Raw genomic sequence first — 15,891 nt, 5'->3', positions numbered from 1 at the left:
GCAGCGCTCCCGCAACCGGCCCCGCTCACGCCGACGGTCGACCGCACGGCCATCCGGCAGGCGGCGTGCGGGTGCCGGCGCGATCGATCGGGTCGCGCGTGGTGCCGTAGGCGAGGGCGTGCACGAACCGACGGCGGAACGCCGTGTAATCCACGCCCGTGACCGCGCGCGTGGACGGACCGTCCGGAGTGCCCCACGCGAGTGGCGATCCATCCGCCGTGAGCGCGACGCGCGTTGCGAGCGAGCCGTTGTCGGGGGTGAAGTCCACCGGCCCCGACAGGGTCGCCGTCACGATCTCGGGGCGGTGGAGGATGACGGATGCCAAGCCGTCGTGTGCCGACGAGACCCGGCGGCCCGACTTGTGCTGGTAGAAGTCGCAATAGGCGTCGAGGATCTCTCCGGCGAAGCGGGCCGACGGAAGGTCGGAGTCGAGCAGCAGGGCGGTGACGTGCTCTTCGAGGACCGCCCCGCCAGTGACGTTGGTACCGACCATGATGACGTTGTCGTTGTTGGGCGCGCCGAAGACGCGCTCCGCCGCGACGCGGTCGTTCGCCGTGTTGGCATCCGTGCGCACGGCACTCCCGGGCGCCGGGTAGGGGCCCGCGCCGCCCATGATGACGACGGACCGGAACTTCGTCAGCAGCAGCGGATCCTTCTCCAGCGCCAGCGCGATGTTCGTCAGTGGTCCGAGCGGATGGAGGTCGATCTGCCCCGGGTGCGCATTCGCGATGCGTACGAGGTAGTCCGCGGCGCTCCCGGTGGCCAGCGCGGGGTCCGGGCGCACGTAGCCCCGATCGCCGAGGCCGTCGTGCCCGTGGACGAACCACGCGATGGACGCCTCGCCCTCGATCGGGCCGGCTGCGCCGCCGTAGATGGGGATGCCGGGTTGCTGCGCGATCCCGAGTACGTAAGCGACGTTGCGGGCGGAGTCCTCGACGTGACAGTTGCCGTAGATCGTCGTGATCCCGAGGATCTGCACGTCCGGCTGCGCGAGGAGGTACAGCAGCGAGTGGGCGTCGTCGATGCCAGTATCGGTGTCGACGACGATCCACTGCTTGCCGGCTTCGGGCGTGGGAGCCGCGGGGGTGTGCGCGTCGGTCATGGCTTCCTCACGGGATCGGGGGCGGATGGCGTCATCCTATGGGTAGCCTGCTGGCCGCTCGCGTCTCCGGGCGGCTCGATTTTGGCGATCGCGACCGAACGCACCTATTGTCTACCCATGTCAGTCGGACCCCTCGTTCCCACCCCGGGTCCCGATCTCCCGCAGCTGCTGCCGTTGGCCGGTCGCGTGGCGGGAGCGCACGAATGGGCATGCGCAGAGCGCCGACGGATCGTATGGGCAGCCGATGTGCCGCACCTGCCGGAGGGGATCGCCACAGCGGTCGAGGAGCGGTGGCACGTGCGGATCGGGCATGGCCCCGACGGCTCACGCGGACTGCCGACGTTCGCCGAGGTGTTTGCACACACCCGCGCGGAACAGGTGCTGCGGGCTTTCGCCCAACGCACCAACCTCGTGCTCAGCGGCGTTCGCACGACCGTCGTCGGCGCGGGGCCCCTGGCGAGTGCGCTCGTCGCGATGCTCACCCGGGTGGGGAGCCGCGTCACGCTCGCGACCGACGACGACGCGGCTGCCGTGCGCTTCGCGCTCCACGGTCACGACGTCGTCCCGGTCGACGCCGTCGCCGGCATCGCCGCCGAGACGACCTTCGTCACGGGTGAGGGCGACGGCGTAGTCGCCGACGACCTCACGGGTGTGCTCGCGGATGCCGGCACTTCACCCGGATCGCTCGTGGTTGCGCCGGGGGAGGGCATCGAGTCCCGGGCCTTCGTCGGGCGGCCGGATCTCCGATCTCGGCGCTGGATCGTAGAACTGCCCCCTCCGTTCGGCGAGGACTTCACCGCGAGCAGTGGCACGGCCACCCGCCCTGGCAACGCCGTGGAGTGGTACCTCGCCGACCTCGTCGTCGCTGCCTCGCTCGCAACGGTTCGCGCCGCCGCTGTCGGCGCCGATGCGGCCGCCGCCGACGCGCTGTTCGCGAAGGCGGTACGCGGATGACCGGATCGATCCTCGATCCCCGACTGTGGCCGAGCGGCGCCGACCGCATCGCGTGGGCGCGCGAGTTCATGCCGGCGTCGAAGGCGGTCGCCGCCGAGCTCGCGGCATCGGGAGCTGTTCGCGGCATCCGCGTCCTGGTCAGCGACGTGCTCGAGCCCAAGACGGCGTCGGTCGCGCTCGGCCTCGCGGAAGTGGGCGCCGAGGTGGTCGTGATGTGTTCCGGCAGGAACACCGACGACGCGGTCGCCGCTGCCCTCGTGCACGAGGGCATCCCCGTGTATGCCCGCTCGGACGCGCGCGGTGGCGATGATCTGGCGCACGCCCTCGCGGCGCTCGATCACCGGCCCGAAGTCATCATCGATGACGGCTCGTGGGTCATCCGTCTCGCGCACACGCGGCGTGCCGGCATCCTTCCGGACATCATCGGAGCGACGGAGCAGACCACGAGCGGCGTGCGTCCGTTGCGTACGATGGCGGCCGAGGGGAGTCTCGCGTTCCCGGTGGTCGCCGGCAACGATGCGCGTACGAAGTCGCTGTTCGACAATGCGTGCGGCACCGGGCAGTCCGTCGTGCTGGCGGTCGCCGACATTCTCGGTGAACCGCTGGCCGGACGCGAGGTCGTCGTCGCCGGCTTTGGACGCGTGGGAACCGGGATTGCCCGTCACGCCGCCGCCCTGGGAGCGCGCGTCACGGTTTCGGAGGTCGACGCGGTGGCGGCGCTGCAGGCCGCTTACGCCGGCTATCGAGTCGAGCCCCTCTCGCGCGCTGCCGCACATGCCGACGTGCTCATCTCCGCGACGGGCATCGCCGGCACGGTCGCTCTCGAACACCTGTTGGCGCTACCGGACGGCGCTGCTGTCGCCGTCGGCGGCGGCGTGCCGAACGAGATCGCGCTCGACGAAGCGCGGGATGCCGGGGCATACGAAATCTCCCGCAACGGCGACATCGGCACGTGGCGCCTGCCCGGCGGCCGCATGGTGCGCATTCTCGACGACGGCCACTGCATCAACGTGAGCGCCGCCGAGGGCAATCCGATCCAGATCATGGACCTCTCGTTCGGGGTTCAGCTGGCTGCTGTTGGCTACCTGCTCGCCGAGAGAGAAACGCTCACCCACGATGTGCACCTGCTGCCACGCGAACTCGATGACCACGTTGCGGCGCTCGCGCTCGCGAGCATCGGCGGCGGGATCGACCACCCGTCGGCGCGCCAGCAGGCCTTCCTGACGTCGTGGGTTCCGGGGGACGACGATGAGTGACGCGGCCGGCGCGATCGAGGTGCATCGGGCTCGCGTCGTCTTTCCCGACGCGCGCACGGCGATCGTCGATGGCGCGGTCGCGGTCGCGGCCGGTGTCGTGCGCGACGTCGGGACGTACGCCGACGTGTCGTTGCGCCTGCCGTCGCCGCCCGCGCTCGTCCACGAGTGGGACGGCATCCTCACTCCGGGCCTCGTCAACGCGCACACCCACCTGCAGTACTCCGACATGGCCGTCGTCGGTCGCGGCACCTACACGTCGTTCGAACAGTGGGGTGCGCGCTTCAACGAGTTCTATGTGCTCGAGCGGGACTGGGGCGCCTCTGCGGCCGACGGCGTGGCTCTGAGTCTGCGCGCCGGGACGACGGCCGTGGCTGAGATCGTGACCGATCTCGGCGCACGGAACGCCGTTCACGACGGCGGGCTGCACGGCATCGTCTTCTGGGAGGTGTTCGGCTGGAAGGAGGAGGCCTGGCTGCAGGACGGCGCCGACCGCGTGCTCGCCGATCTCGAAACGGTGCCGACCCCTCCGGCCCACGGGCTGTCTCCGCACGCGCTGTACTCGCTCGATGGACTCGTGCTTCGGGACCTCGCCGATATCGCGGCCCAGCGTGACCTGCGGCTTCACATACACGCCGCAGAGTCCGCGTCGGAGGACGAGTTCGTCCGCACCGGCACCGGGATGCTCGCGGAGCGGTGGCGTGAGCTCGGCCACCCGGACCTGAGGCTCCTTGCGAGCGGCGGCGTCGGAATGGGTGTCATCTCTTACCTCGACGCGCTCGGCGTGCTGTCGCCTCGCACGCATATCGCGCACGGCATCTACGTGGATGCCGAAGACCGTGCGACGCTACGCGAGCGCGGCGTCGTCGCGGCCCTGTGCCCGCGGTCCAATCGCGTCATCGGCCTCGCCGATCCACCCGTCGCGGACTACTTGAGGGAGGGGAACACGATCGCGGTCGGCACCGATTCGCTGTCGTCCTCTCCGTCGTTGAGCGTGCGCGACGACATGGCCGAGCTCTACCGCATCGCACGTGCGCAAGGCTATGCCGACGATGATCTGCATGCACGTCTGTTCGCCGCCGCGACTCTCGGTGGTGCGGCAGCGCTCGGTCTCGACGCCGGGCCCGGCGCGATCGGGCGGCTCGCGCCGGGGTATCGGGCAGATCTTGCGGTGTTCCGCGTCACCGATCGCAGCCCGCGTCACGCGCTCGCGGAGTTCGTCGAGGCCGGCGGCAGCGAGGCGCAGGCGACGATCGTCGACGGCGTCATCCGGCACCGCGCCGCGGAGCTGTGAGCGTTGATGAGCCGAGCCGTGCGCTGAGGAACGGCCGCGTATCGATCAAGTGACAGCCGTGTAAATCCTCGCGGGCGAGCGGCGTCCGAGTTTGCACGCGGCCTCGCGCGCTGGCCAGACTGTGCTGAACGTGGCAAGGGACTCTGCCCCGATGGGTCTCTGCCTGAGAAAGGAAGCACCATGAGCACTCTTCGCCGACGCAGCCGCTGGACCGTCCCCGCCGCTGGCGCCGCCCTCGTCCTCGGGCTCGCGTCGTGCAGTTCCGACGGCGGTGGCAGCTCCTCCGGCGAGGCGGACGACGACTTCAGCGGCCTCGAGCTCACAGTGTGGAGCAGCATCCCGTACGACCCTTATGACACCCTGCAGAAGGGCTACTTCGAGTCGTGCGCTGCTGACCTCGGGATGACGGTCAAGGTCGAGACCATCACCAACGACACCACGTCGAAGCTGCTTCAGGCGGCCAGCTCCAACACTCTTCCCGACATCGCGCTCCTATCGACGGACACCCAGCTGCCGCAGTTGGCCGAGGCCGGGGTCCTGAGCGACCTCGGCGATTACGGCATCACGACGGACGGTCTTACCGAGAGTGTGGCCGGGCTCGGCACCTACGACGACACGCTCGTCGGGCTCCCGGTGCAGCTCGAGAACTACGCGATGTTCTACAACAAGGCGATGTTCGCGGCGGCGGGCATCGCCGAGTTCCCGAAGACGTTCGACGAACTCGTCGCCGTCGCCAAGCAGCTGACCGCGGGTGACGTCTACGGGACCGCCTTCTCCGGTGCCGATGACGGCTCCGCGACCCTCTTCTTCCTGTCGTTCCTGCTGAGCGCCGGCGGCGACCCGGCCGACCCGACCAGCGAGGGTGCCGTCGCCGCCGTCGACCTGTATAAGAAGCTCGTAGACGAGGGCGCGTTGTCGAAGGAGTTCGTGAACTGGGGCTGGGACGCGCCGCAGCAGTGGCTCGGTGAGAAGGCTGCGATCACGATCTCCGGTCCGTGGAACATCGTCCCCGGCGCCGTCGAGCTCGACTACGGCGTCGCGCCCTTCCCGACCACGGAAGGCGGTACGCCCACCGTCAACCTGCTGGGCTACGCGTACGGCGTGCCCGTGCAGTCCGACGCGAAGCGCGTCGCGGCCGCCGCGGCGTTGGTCAAGTGCCGCTCGTCCGAGGAGAACCAGGTCGAAGTCGCCGTCCAAGGCGGTTACATCCCGGCGCTCACCGCGGCGCAGGACTCTTTCGTCGAGCAGAACCCCGACGCGAAGACTTTCGTCGACGCGGTCGCCTCGAGCTGGAACCCCGGCACGCTCGGCACCGACTGGGCCCCACTGCAGACGGTGTATGTCAACGCCCTTCAGGATGTCGCGGTCAACGGGGTGAGCGCCGCAGACGCCTTGGCCAAGGCGGCGCAGTAGTGACATCGACTGTCGCGCGGGAGCGGCCGGGGTCCCCACGCCCCGGCCGCTTCCGGCTTTCGCTCTCCCAGCGGAGAAGCGCCGAGCTGTGGCTGTTCCTGCTGCCGGCGGCGTTGTTCTTCGGGGTCTTCTTCGTCTACCCGGTGATCTACGGCGTACGCCTCGCGACGTCCGACGTCAACGCCGGCACCTTCATCACCGGCAAGGCGGACTTCGTCGGATTCGGCAACTTCGTCGACGTCTTCGGTTCTCCCCTTCTGGGCAGAGCGATCGTCAACACGGTCGTCATCGCCGTCGTTGCGGTCGTGGCGCAACTCGTGATCGGCCTGGCGATCGCGCTGCTGTTCAATCGCCGCTTCCCTGGCAGCAAGTGGATGCCGGTTCTCGTCCTCCTGCCATGGCTGCTCCCCTCCGTGGTGGTCGCGACGATCTGGAAGTGGCTGCTCGCCGGAGACGGCCCGATCAATGCGGTGCTCAGGAACCTCGGCCTGCCAACGCCGCTGTGGCTCGCCGACCAGACGACGGCCCTTCCCGTCGTGATCGCCGTCGCCGTGTGGTCCGGCATCCCCTACTGGGTCACGATCCTCGGCGCCGCTCTCAAGCAGGTGCCGCTCGATCAGCTCGAAGCGGCACAACTCGACGGTGCCGGTGCCTGGCGCAGGCTCTTCTCGATCGTCATCCCCACGATCCTGCCGGTCGTCTCCGTCCTCATCGTGATGAGCGTCGTGTACTCCCTGCTCATCGTCGATCTGGTTCTCGTGCTGACATTCGGCGGACCGGCGAATGCGACCGTGACCCTTGGCATCCTCGCCTATCGCGAAGCGTTCCAGGAGTTCAAGTTCGGCGTTGCGGCCGCCTATGGCGCGGTGCTGCTCGTGCTGACGCTGTCGTTCGCGCTGTTCTACGTGTGGCTGTCACGTCGGCAGGAGGCGGACTGATGGCAAGAGCGAAGCACGACTCGACCGCCACGGAGATGATGGTCAAGGCGACCATCCCTCCCGGGAAAGAGCCGCGCGTGCGGGGGTGGCGCTGGACGGCGGTGGCGACGGCGTTCCTCATCCTGTTCCTTTTCCCGCTGTGGCTCATGGCGTCGGCGTCGCTTCAGCCGGGAGTGTCGTCCGCGACCGTGCAGTGGTTCCCTACGGCGCCGCAGTTCGACGGCTACGGCGACGCGCTCGCCGCCGGCGGCCTCGGCGGCCTGCTGGTGAGCCTGGTCGTCTCGGTGTGCGCGGTCGCCCTGACGCTCGTCATCGCGATTCCGGCGGCGTTCGCGCTCAGCCGTCTGCGCTCGCGCGGAGTGTCGATAGCGATGACGTTACTGCTGCTGGCTCAGATGATCCCCGGCGTCGTGCTGACCCTCTCGTTCTACTCGATGTTCAACTCGTGGGGCCTGCTCAACTCGATCGTCGGCCTGGTGCTGGCAAACTGCACCGCGAGCATCCCGTTCGCGGTGATCCTCATGCGCTCGTTCATGTACGGGATCGACACCGAGATCATGGAGGCGGCGCAACTGGACGGCGTGGGCCCGATCGGGAACCTCATCCGCATCGTCGTGCCGATCTCGCGCAACTCGGTCATCACGGCCGCAGTGTTCACGTTCCTGTTCACGTGGGGCGACCTGCTGTTCGGGCTGACGCTTGTCACCCGCACCGAGATGTACCCGATGACCGTCGTCATCTTCAACATGACGACCTCACCGCTCAATCAATGGGCGGCGGTCATGGCGGCCTCGCTCCTGGCCAGCATCCCCGCGTTCTTCGTGGTCTTCGGGCTCCAGCGCTACGTGAAAGAGGGAGTGGCGGCGGGGTCGGGCAAGTGACCGGGCCGGACCTCGTGCCAAGGCGCGCCGTCGACGGAACCGTCATCGAATGGGTCGCGCGCCCTGCGCTGGCCGACGTGCTCGACCTGGAGCCGCACCCCGAAGGCGGCTGGTACCGGCGCACGTGGGCCGGAACGCAGACTGTCACGGTCGTGGACGACACGGGCGGCGAGCGGCGTCGGCCCATCGCGACGCTGATCGTCTTTCTCCTTCCGGCGGGGGAGGCGTCGGCGTGGCACCGGGTCTCGTCGGACGAGGTGTGGATCTGGTCGGGTCTCGGGCCGGTGGACCTGCAGCTCGGAGGGCCCGGCGACGAACCCGTGCCGGGCGCGGTGCTCCGCCTCGGCGAGGCTTCCGCGGAGTTCGCGCCGCAGCAACTGGTTCCCGCGGGAGTCTGGCAGCGGACGCTGCCTGCGGAGCACGATGCGCTCGTGAGCTGCCTCGTCGCTCCCGGTTTCGACTTCGAAGATTTCGAGCTCGAGGTCGATGCCTCGCCGGACGGCGCGGAGTGACCCCGGTCGAGACGTTCTGGGCGGACGCCGGGGATGTCGTCCACACGACGCGGTCCGGCGCCATCACGGGGCTCGCGAAGGATGACGTCGCCGTGTTCCGGGGCATTCCCTATGCCGAAGCACCCGTGGGGCCGCTCCGCTTCGCCCCGCCGCAGCGCAAGAGCGCCGCGCATGAGGACGGGTTCGACGCGCGCGCGTGGGGAGCGACGCCGCAACGCGTTGCTCCCGGGTTCGCGATGCCCGAGCCCAGCGTCCCCGGTGACGACATCCTGAACCTCAACGTGTTCGCCCCCATCGGCGACCTGGACGCCGGACCTGCGCTTCCCGTGCTCGTGTGGATCCATGGCGGCGGCTATCAAGCGGGGTCGGCGGCGAGCAACTGGTACGACGGGCGCGCGTTCGCCCGCGCCGGCATCGTCGTCGTGTCGATCTCCTACCGCCTCGGTTTCGCGGGGTTCGGCCATGTCGACGGCGCCGTCGCAGACCGCGGCGTGCTCGACTGGATCGCCGCGCTCGGATGGGTGCAGGACCACATCTCGTCATTCGGAGGCGATCCGGGCCGGGTGACCATCGCGGGCCAGTCCGCGGGCGGTGGGGCGGTGCTGGCGCTGCTGAGCACGCGCACGGCGGACGGGCTGTTCCACCGGGCGTGGGCGCTGTCGGGCATTCTCGAATCCGCCACGCCCGAGCAGGCTCTGCAGCGTGGTGCCGCTTTCGCGCAGGCGCTCGGAGCGCCGGGGACGAACACCGCCGACCTTGCGCAGTTCGACGATCGCACGATCGAACTTGCGGGCGCTTCGCTCGGAACGACCCCGTTCCTGCCGCAGAGCGGCGGAGCGCTGTTCCCCGACGGTGTCGTGGCGGGGCTCGGCGCGAGCGCTGAGATCCCGCTCGTACTGGGTGCCACCGCCGATGAGATGGCGTGGGAAGCGGGGGAGACGCCGATGAGCGGTGCGGATGCCGGGCAGTTCATGGCGGGTCTCGGCATCGCCGCCGGCGACGCGGACGAGTTTCTCGGCAGCATTCCGGAGCTCGGTCGGACGCGGTCGCGCATCCTGTCGGAAGCGCTGTTTCGCGCGGCCGTGGTCGACGTGCAGCGGCGCAGGCCTCCGGAGAACACCTGGGTTTACGACTATCGATGGGGACCGGCTCCACGGCGGGCCGCACTCCACTGCAACGAGATCCCGGTGTTCTTCGGCATCGCCGACGATCCCACCGCAGAGGTCGTCCTCGGCGGCGACATCCCCGAAGACGTCCTGGGCCTGCACCGGGACGCGGTGCGGTTCGTGCACGGGCACGCACCCTTCGCTCGCGACCCGGGCACCGTCCGCATCTATGGCGACGACATCGGCGACGGGTATGCGGTCGCCGCACCGCTCGTACGCCGGTGGGAGTCGCGGGACCGCTGAGGCGGCCGCGCCCGGGCTCGCGGGCGGTGTGCGGGAGGTCGCGAGCACTCACAGTTCTGCGGAGATCTGCAGTTCTGCGGATCGATCTCCCCGGATTCGTCCTCAGAAGTGCGGAACTCCGCAGAAGTGTGCGTCAATCGGCTGCGTCAATCCACTTCTTGGATGTCAGCGGAGACGCCGAGCGCGACCCGTCTCGCGAGAGCACCACGATGTCCCATCGCGACGCACGATGCCGCGAGCGCGATCGGATCAGTTTTTCAGGGGCGCTGCCGCGCGGCGGGGCGGGGAAGTCTGAGTCACGTCACGAAGACTCTCGCTTCAGCTTTTCAGCGGCGCTACCGCGCCGTGGGGGCGCGAAAATCTGCCTCAGGTGGCGAGACTTTCGCTTCAGCGCATCGCGTCGCCGATGTAGGAGTACTTGAGGAACACCTCGGACGCCCAGTCGGCCTCGTCGAGCACGCCCTGCACCGCCGTCAGCATGTACTTCGAGTCCCATCCCATATAGAGGTAGGGGCCTGCCTCCCCGGCATCCAGCCGGTCCCACTGCCCGTTCCACGCCATCGCGGGGTAGACGGGCCCGCCACGGCGCGCGCTGAAGTCGACGACGGCCCGCCGCGACGTGGGAGACTCCGCCCAGAGACGCTTGAAGATGCGGTTGAACAGATACCGGACGTCCTTCACCTCCCAGTGCTCGCCGCGGAACTCGACGTAGTCGAACTCGCGCTCCCAGCCGCGCGGCCAGCCGCGGCGCTGCTTCGCGTCGAGGATGGGCGTGAGGTTGTCGTCGTCGATGCTGACGACGGCGGGACGGCGCCACACCGCGAGTAACCTTCCAGTCAGCGCTTCGGTGCGTCGCGCGATCGCCGCCGTGCTCCACGCATCGGCATCCGCCACCTCGCGGGTCAGCGGCAGCGCACTGTCGCGATACACGTCGCGCTTGGCGGGGTAGGTCGCGTCGAAGGCGCGCTCGAACAGGCTCTCCTCCAGCAGCGTCAGATTGCCGAGCGTCGGGGCCAGCGCACGGAAGCTGTTCTGCTCATCGTCGGACAGGTCGGCCCAGCGCCGGATGCCGTCGGGTGACCAGTCGTCGCCGGGGGAGAGGGGTGCGACGTGCTCGATGTCCCATCCGCCGTCGAGGCCCGCTCCCGACAGTCGACCCAGCACATACCTGGCGTGCGGCAGCGCGGTGTACTTCAGGCCCACGCGCGTGCGCTCGTCGGAAGGCGTGATGCGCGCGATCGCGCGCACGAGGTCGTCACGGCCGAGGCTCGTCGCCCGGCACAGCCGAGCGACCAGCCGCTCGGTCGTCACGCCGACGACCGTGCGTCGCAGCAGCAGCGACTGCAGGTGCTCGAGCGTCTCGATGAGGTCATCGTGGCCGAGCTCCCCGTGCAGGTGATCACGGTACAGCCGCATGACGAGTGGGGAGATGCCGCGGCCGAACACCGCGAGAGAAGCGAACTGCTCGCCGATGGAGGCGTCGGGCGTCTCGCTCGGCTCCAGCAGCAACCTGTAGATCCGCGCGAACTCTCGCCACTGCGCCGCTCGGCGGCGGAGCGTGGTGACGTCGAGACGGGGGAACTCGTGGCGGAACGCGTCGTACACGCCCCTTGTCCCGGTCGCGGTGACCTCGCGACCCGTGAGCATGACGAGGTAGTGGCGCCAGAAGGCCCCGATCTGCTCGCCGGTGGCGCGCTCGATCGGCAGCCAGAACTCGTTCTCGATCTCCGTCTGCTCGGCGTGCGAGAGCCCCATGAGAACGTAGTTGTGGATGAGCTCGTGGTCGCGCAGCGGTTCGCCGGTGGAGTTGAGGCTCTCGAAGATCTGCTGCGCGTTCGCGTGGGCGCCGAGAGTGATCGACACGTGCTCGAGCTTCTGCAGCCCCCGCCAGATGTGCGCCGCTTCGCCGGGGCGGATCTGACTGCGGAAGAACGCGTAGTTGTCGTCGAAGCGCGAGGCCCGGTCGTGCTCGTCCTCGGTGCGGCGTGCGAGGACGACGCTCTCGAACACGTCGGCCCACTCGCGGTGCGGCCGCAGCTTCGTGCGGCGCGGATCGTCGGCGCGCACGAGCACGCGCTCCAAGTCGGCCGCCAGGTGCGGGTCGTCATCGCGGAGAGTGTGATGCAGAGCCGCGACGAGCAGCATGAGCGTCGTGATCCGCTGCTGGCCGTCGATCAGCACGAGATGCGCGCCGTCGGCATCCGTTCCGCCCGCCGTCGACAGGATCGAACCGATGAAATGCGTGTCGTCGGTGCCGGCGTCGGCGACCGCGCGCACGTCGCCGAGAAGCTGCTCGCACCCGCCGATGTCCCACCGATACTGCCGCTGGTAGACGGGGACCACGATCGTGGTGTCGGATGCCGAGAGCCAGCCGATCGTGCCGACGGCGACGGCTGCGACGTTGGCGGCGGGGACGTGCGTGTCGTTGCTCATGATCTCCGAATCGCTCACTGGCAGACCCCGGTCGAGTCTACTGGCCAAGCCGAAGGCCCTCTGTAGGCTTGCTCAGTCGGGCTTGTAAAAACTTCGCTCGTCCGGCAGAAAGGGCAATACTCGTCATGGCATACATCAAGAGCGCTGCGCTCGAGGAGACCGGCTACGTCGTCCTCGACAGCTACGGCAGCCAGATCGACCCGAAGGAATGGCTCGACATCGAGTACGTCGACTGGAAGTCCTCGGGCGACACGCGGTTCGCACCGCTGGCCTCGGCCAAGGGTGAGATCGAATGCAACGGATTCTGGAACCACAAGCCGCCGCGCACCGACAAGGACGGCGTGTGGATCGACTCGCAGACCGAGATCGCACCTACCCTGACCGCGCGGGCCAAGGAGCCGGGCTCCAACGTCGGCCGCTGCCGCATCATCGAGCTGCAGCCCAACACGTACGCGGATTGCCTCTACAACCTGCACCAGGACGATAACAACCGCCTGAACCCCGACGGCACCGGCTGGGTCGTCCGGTCGTTCTTCAACCTGACCGACGACAAGGACAGCTACTTCGTCCTCCGCGAGAACCGCACCGACCCGAGCGAAGAGACCCGCATCGCCCTCCCGGCGGGCGCCCAGCTGGTCATCGACACTCAGCGCCTCTGGCACGCCGCCGCCCACTACGGCACCGAGCCTCGGTACTGCCTCATCACCTCGTGGGAGTCGGGCCCCGAGCTCGACGCGTACATCGAGAAGTACCACGGCGTGAACAAGGTCGACAGCTTCCCCGTCGACCAGGAGACGCTCGACGCCGGCCAGATCGAGCAGGAGCGCCGCATCGCCGCCCGCGCCGCCGCGCTTGCGGCCCGTGGCCAGCGCGAAGTGAACGTGATGAGCGAGGCCTGAGTCTCCCGCCACGTCGTCAGAAGGGCCCCGGCTTCGGCTGGGGTCCTTCTCGTTGCACGGCGTGTTCGGGCGGCGTTTGCGCCTCGCGCAACCGATGTGGTCAGACCACTTGTGGCTGCCTGCGTTTGTGTTGTATCGTGTGGCTATTCGAGGAGGAACCGTGTACGCGACGGAGCGCCAGCAGCTGATCGAGCACCTGGTCACCACAGAGGGCCGGGTCGCGGTCGTCGAGCTCGCGCGGCGGTTCGGGGTCACGACCGAGACGGTCCGGCGCGACCTCGATTCCCTGGAGCACGCCGGCGCGGTACGCCGCGTGCACGGCGGTGCCGTCTCCCGCACGAGAGTCAGCACGGCAGAGACCTCACTGGCAGAGCGGTCGGAGCGGCGCAGCGACGCCAAACTCGCGATGGCGACACGCGCCTTGGACGCCGTCGGATCCCTCACGGAAGGGTCGATCTACATCGACGCCGGCACGTCCACCGCGGCCCTCGCGCACGCACTCGCGCAACGGTCGGTCGGAGTCGGGCACCCGCTCGAGGTCGTGACGCATTCGATGACGATCGCGCATCTGCTCGCCGGGGCGTCGGGGTTGAACCTCACAGCCATCGGTGGTCGGGTGCGGACGCTGACGGCTGCGGCCGTGGGCGCGCAGACCGTCGAGGCCATCGGGCGGTTGCGTCCCGACCTCGCCTTCATCGGCACCAACGGCGTCTCCGCCGAGTTCGGGCTGAGCACGCCCGACCCCGACGAGGCCGCTGTCAAGCGCGCCATCATCGCCGCTGCCCGGCGCGTCGTCGTGCTGGCTGATGCCGACAAGTTCGATGCCGAGCTGCTGGTCTCATTCGCCGATCTCGGCGACCTCGACATCCTCGTCACCGACGTCGAGGTGCCCCCCGTGCTGGCCGAGCGGCTGGATGCCGCAGATGTGGAGGTCTGGACCCCATGATCGTCACCGTCACCGCAAACCCCTCGCTGGATCGGACCGTGACCTTGGCGGGTCCCCTCCGGGTCGGGGAAGTGCAAAGCGCAAGAGAAGTGCGGGAGGATGCCGGCGGCAAAGGCATCAACGTCACCCGCGTCGTCGTTGGCTCGCAGCACGCGAGCGTCGCGGTGCTTCCCCTGGATGCCGATGACCCCTTCGCGGTCGCCCTTCGTGCCGCGGAGGTTCCGGTCGTGGCAGTGCCGCTGGCGGGTAATGCGCGCGCCAACCTCACGATCGTCGATGGCGAGGGCGTGACGACCAAGGTGAACCTCCCGGGTGTCACCCGCGACACGGCGGACGGGGCGGCGCTCATCGCGGCTGCTGTCGAGGCTTCCGGGGGCGCTCAGTGGCTCGTCCTGGCAGGCTCCCTACCGCCAGGGCTGCCGACGGACTTCTACGTCGAGGTCATTCAGGCGGTGCGCGCCGCCCACGCCAACCCGCCGCAGATCGCCGTCGACACCTCCGGCCCGGCCCTGCGGGCCGTCGTGGAGCGCGGTGCCCCCGACCTCATCAAGCCGAACGACGAGGAACTCGTCGAACTCGCCGGCATCCCCCTAGACCCCGGCCTCGCCCTGTGCGACGCGGTGGTCGCGGTGGCAGCCGGGCTCGTGCCCGCGAAGGTCGGGGCCGCATTCGTCACCCTCGGCGGCGACGGCGCCGTGCTGGTCACGGCCTCCGGCGCCTGGTTCGGCACGCCGCCTCCGACGCGAGTGCGGAGCACGGTGGGAGCCGGTGACAGCTCGCTGGCCGGATTCCTCCTCGCCCATGAAGACGGCGCAGACCCCGAAGAGTGCGTGCGCACCGGCATCCGCTACGGATCGGCTGCCGCGTCGCTCCCCGGAACGCAGGCGCCCACCCCCGCTGACTTCCTCCCCGGCGACGTGCCGGTGAGGTCCCTCACCCCCTGATCCATCCCCGACCACTGGAGGTCAACCGTGTCAGACATCATCACGCCGGCGCTCGTCAGCCTCGACGAGCCGCTCGGCACCGACAAAGCCGCCGTCATCACGGCGCTGGCCGCGCGGGTCGCGGCCGCGGGTCGCGCGACCGACGCCGCCGAGCTCGCGCGCGGAGCGATGGCCCGCGAAGAGCTCGACGCGACCGGTCTTCCGGGCGGCATCGCTATTCCGCACTCCAAGAATCGCGCCGTCACGCAGGCTTCCCTCTCGTTCGCCCGGCTGCGTCCCGGGGTGGATTTCGGTGCCGACGACGGTCCGGCCGACCTCGTGTTCCTGATCGCTGCGCCCGACACGGCGGCTGAGGAGCACCTCGCGGTGCTCTCCAAGCTCGCCCGCAGCTTCATGCGCGAGGAGTTCACGGCGGGGCTCCGCGCGGCGAAGACTCCGCAGGAGATCGTCGACCTCGTCGTCGCCGCGACCTCGGACGCGCCGGCCGCCGCTGCGGCACCCGCCCCGGCATCCGCTCCTGCTGCACCGGCACCCTCCGCCGACTCGGCTCACGAGATCGATGGCCGTCCGGCCCGCATCGTCGCCGTGACGGCGTGCGCGACGGGCATCGCCCACACGTTCATGGCCGCCGACGCGCTGACCGCCGAGGGCAAGAAGCTGGGTGTCGACCTCACCGTCGAGCCGCAGGGCTCCAGCGGATACCAGGCGATCGACCCGAAGATCATCGAGGCGGCGGATGCCGTCATCTTCGCGGTCGACGTCGACGTGCGCAGCCCCGAGCGTTTCGCCGGCAAGCCCGTCATTCGCTCCGGTGTCAAGCGCGGCATCGAGCAACCCGGCAAGATGATCGACGAGGCCATCGCCGCCGCCGGCGACCCCAATGCGTCGCGCGTCCCTGCGGGCGCGGCCGCCG

At 69.4% G+C, this 15,891-nt stretch carries 14 protein-coding genes; 12 read left to right on the top strand and 2 right to left on the bottom strand.

The genetic code is table 11. The annotated features are described in order from the left end of the window. Positions 1 to 25 precede the first annotated feature (25 nt). Positions 26 to 1,102: a nucleoside hydrolase gene (locus WBP48_RS00800; protein ID WP_424434636.1), complete on the bottom strand. Its 1,077-nt coding sequence runs from the start codon at positions 1,100 to 1,102 to the stop codon at positions 26 to 28. A 117-nt stretch (positions 1,103 to 1,219) separates the two neighbouring features. Here WBP48_RS00800 and WBP48_RS00795 point away from each other — a divergent pair, with 117 nt between their 5' ends. From WBP48_RS00795 to WBP48_RS00760, 8 genes are all read left to right on the top strand, one after another. Then, complete coding sequence (locus tag WBP48_RS00795; RefSeq protein ID WP_424434633.1) at positions 1,220 to 2,056, top strand: hypothetical protein; 837 nt, start codon at positions 1,220 to 1,222, stop codon at positions 2,054 to 2,056. Continuing rightward, positions 2,053 to 3,312, top strand: coding sequence for an adenosylhomocysteinase (locus WBP48_RS00790; protein WP_424434630.1), 1,260 nt, complete (start codon positions 2,053 to 2,055; stop codon positions 3,310 to 3,312). Before WBP48_RS00795 ends, WBP48_RS00790 begins: the two co-directional genes overlap by 4 nt. Continuing rightward, the gene (locus WBP48_RS00785) at positions 3,305 to 4,603 is read left to right on the top strand and encodes an amidohydrolase family protein (protein ID WP_424434627.1); all 1,299 of its coding nucleotides are present in this window, start codon (positions 3,305 to 3,307) and stop codon (positions 4,601 to 4,603) included. The genes WBP48_RS00790 and WBP48_RS00785 overlap by 8 nt, the downstream gene beginning before the upstream one ends. Before the next feature lie 180 nt (positions 4,604 to 4,783). Continuing rightward, on the top strand, positions 4,784 to 6,016 hold the full coding sequence (locus tag WBP48_RS00780) for a sugar ABC transporter substrate-binding protein (protein WP_424434624.1): 1,233 nt from the start codon (positions 4,784 to 4,786) through the stop codon (positions 6,014 to 6,016). Beyond that, positions 6,016 to 6,954, top strand: coding sequence for a carbohydrate ABC transporter permease (locus WBP48_RS00775; RefSeq protein WP_424434621.1), 939 nt, complete (start codon positions 6,016 to 6,018; stop codon positions 6,952 to 6,954). Before WBP48_RS00780 ends, WBP48_RS00775 begins: the two co-directional genes overlap by 1 nt. Next, positions 6,954 to 7,835 carry a carbohydrate ABC transporter permease gene (locus WBP48_RS00770; RefSeq protein WP_424434618.1) on the top strand — a complete coding sequence of 294 codons (882 nt, stop codon included), beginning with the start codon at positions 6,954 to 6,956 and terminating at the stop codon, positions 7,833 to 7,835. The genes WBP48_RS00775 and WBP48_RS00770 overlap by 1 nt, the downstream gene beginning before the upstream one ends. Continuing rightward, entirely contained in the window at positions 7,832 to 8,347 is a 516-nt protein-coding gene (locus WBP48_RS00765; protein ID WP_424434615.1) for a cupin domain-containing protein, read from the top strand. Before WBP48_RS00770 ends, WBP48_RS00765 begins: the two co-directional genes overlap by 4 nt. Continuing rightward, on the top strand, positions 8,344 to 9,756 hold the full coding sequence (locus tag WBP48_RS00760) for a carboxylesterase family protein (RefSeq protein ID WP_424434612.1): 1,413 nt from the start codon (positions 8,344 to 8,346) through the stop codon (positions 9,754 to 9,756). The genes WBP48_RS00765 and WBP48_RS00760 overlap by 4 nt, the downstream gene beginning before the upstream one ends. A gap of 387 nt (positions 9,757 to 10,143) precedes the next feature. On the opposite strand, the gene WBP48_RS00755 is transcribed toward WBP48_RS00760, so the two are convergent. Next, the gene (locus WBP48_RS00755; protein ID WP_424434609.1) at positions 10,144 to 12,207 is read right to left on the bottom strand and encodes a DUF262 domain-containing protein; all 2,064 of its coding nucleotides are present in this window, start codon (positions 12,205 to 12,207) and stop codon (positions 10,144 to 10,146) included. Between the two features lie 107 nt (positions 12,208 to 12,314). Between WBP48_RS00755 and WBP48_RS00750 the strand changes: the two genes are divergently transcribed. From WBP48_RS00750 to WBP48_RS00735, 4 genes are all read left to right on the top strand, one after another. After that, positions 12,315 to 13,088, top strand: a complete 774-nt coding sequence (locus WBP48_RS00750; protein ID WP_424434606.1) for a hypothetical protein — start codon at positions 12,315 to 12,317, stop codon at positions 13,086 to 13,088. A gap of 160 nt (positions 13,089 to 13,248) precedes the next feature. Next, positions 13,249 to 14,034 carry a DeoR/GlpR family DNA-binding transcription regulator gene (locus tag WBP48_RS00745; RefSeq protein ID WP_424434603.1) on the top strand — a complete coding sequence of 262 codons (786 nt, stop codon included), beginning with the start codon at positions 13,249 to 13,251 and terminating at the stop codon, positions 14,032 to 14,034. After that, positions 14,031 to 14,978, top strand: a complete 948-nt coding sequence (locus tag WBP48_RS00740) for a 1-phosphofructokinase family hexose kinase (protein WP_424434600.1) — start codon at positions 14,031 to 14,033, stop codon at positions 14,976 to 14,978. The genes WBP48_RS00745 and WBP48_RS00740 overlap by 4 nt, the downstream gene beginning before the upstream one ends. Positions 14,979 to 15,005: 27 nt before the next feature. Then, the coding region (locus WBP48_RS00735) for a fructose PTS transporter subunit IIA (protein WP_424434597.1) at positions 15,006 to 15,891 on the top strand (886 nt) is incomplete at its 3' end.

This window comes from Microbacterium sp. (genome assembly GCF_049661145.1).
Lineage (GTDB): Bacteria > Actinomycetota > Actinomycetes > Actinomycetales > Microbacteriaceae > Microbacterium.
The sequence above is the reverse complement of the archived record's forward strand: the minus strand, read 5'-3'. Positions and strand labels throughout refer to the sequence as shown.

Bases quoted from the DNA above. Each gene is read 5' to 3' on its own strand.
- WBP48_RS00780 (WP_424434624.1), top strand. From the start codon at position 4,784: ATGAGCACTCTTCGCCGACGCAGCCGCTGGACCGTCCCCGCCGCTGGC.
- WBP48_RS00800 (WP_424434636.1), bottom strand. From the start codon at position 1,102: ATGACCGACGCGCACACCCCCGCGGCTCCCACGCCCGAAGCCGGCAAG.
- WBP48_RS00770 (WP_424434618.1), top strand. From the start codon at position 6,954: ATGGCAAGAGCGAAGCACGACTCGACCGCCACGGAGATGATGGTCAAG.
- WBP48_RS00785 (WP_424434627.1), top strand. From the start codon at position 3,305: ATGAGTGACGCGGCCGGCGCGATCGAGGTGCATCGGGCTCGCGTCGTC.
- WBP48_RS00795 (WP_424434633.1), top strand. From the start codon at position 1,220: ATGTCAGTCGGACCCCTCGTTCCCACCCCGGGTCCCGATCTCCCGCAG.
- WBP48_RS00790 (WP_424434630.1), top strand. From the start codon at position 2,053: ATGACCGGATCGATCCTCGATCCCCGACTGTGGCCGAGCGGCGCCGAC.
- WBP48_RS00750 (WP_424434606.1), top strand. From the start codon at position 12,315: ATGGCATACATCAAGAGCGCTGCGCTCGAGGAGACCGGCTACGTCGTC.
- WBP48_RS00740 (WP_424434600.1), top strand. From the start codon at position 14,031: ATGATCGTCACCGTCACCGCAAACCCCTCGCTGGATCGGACCGTGACC.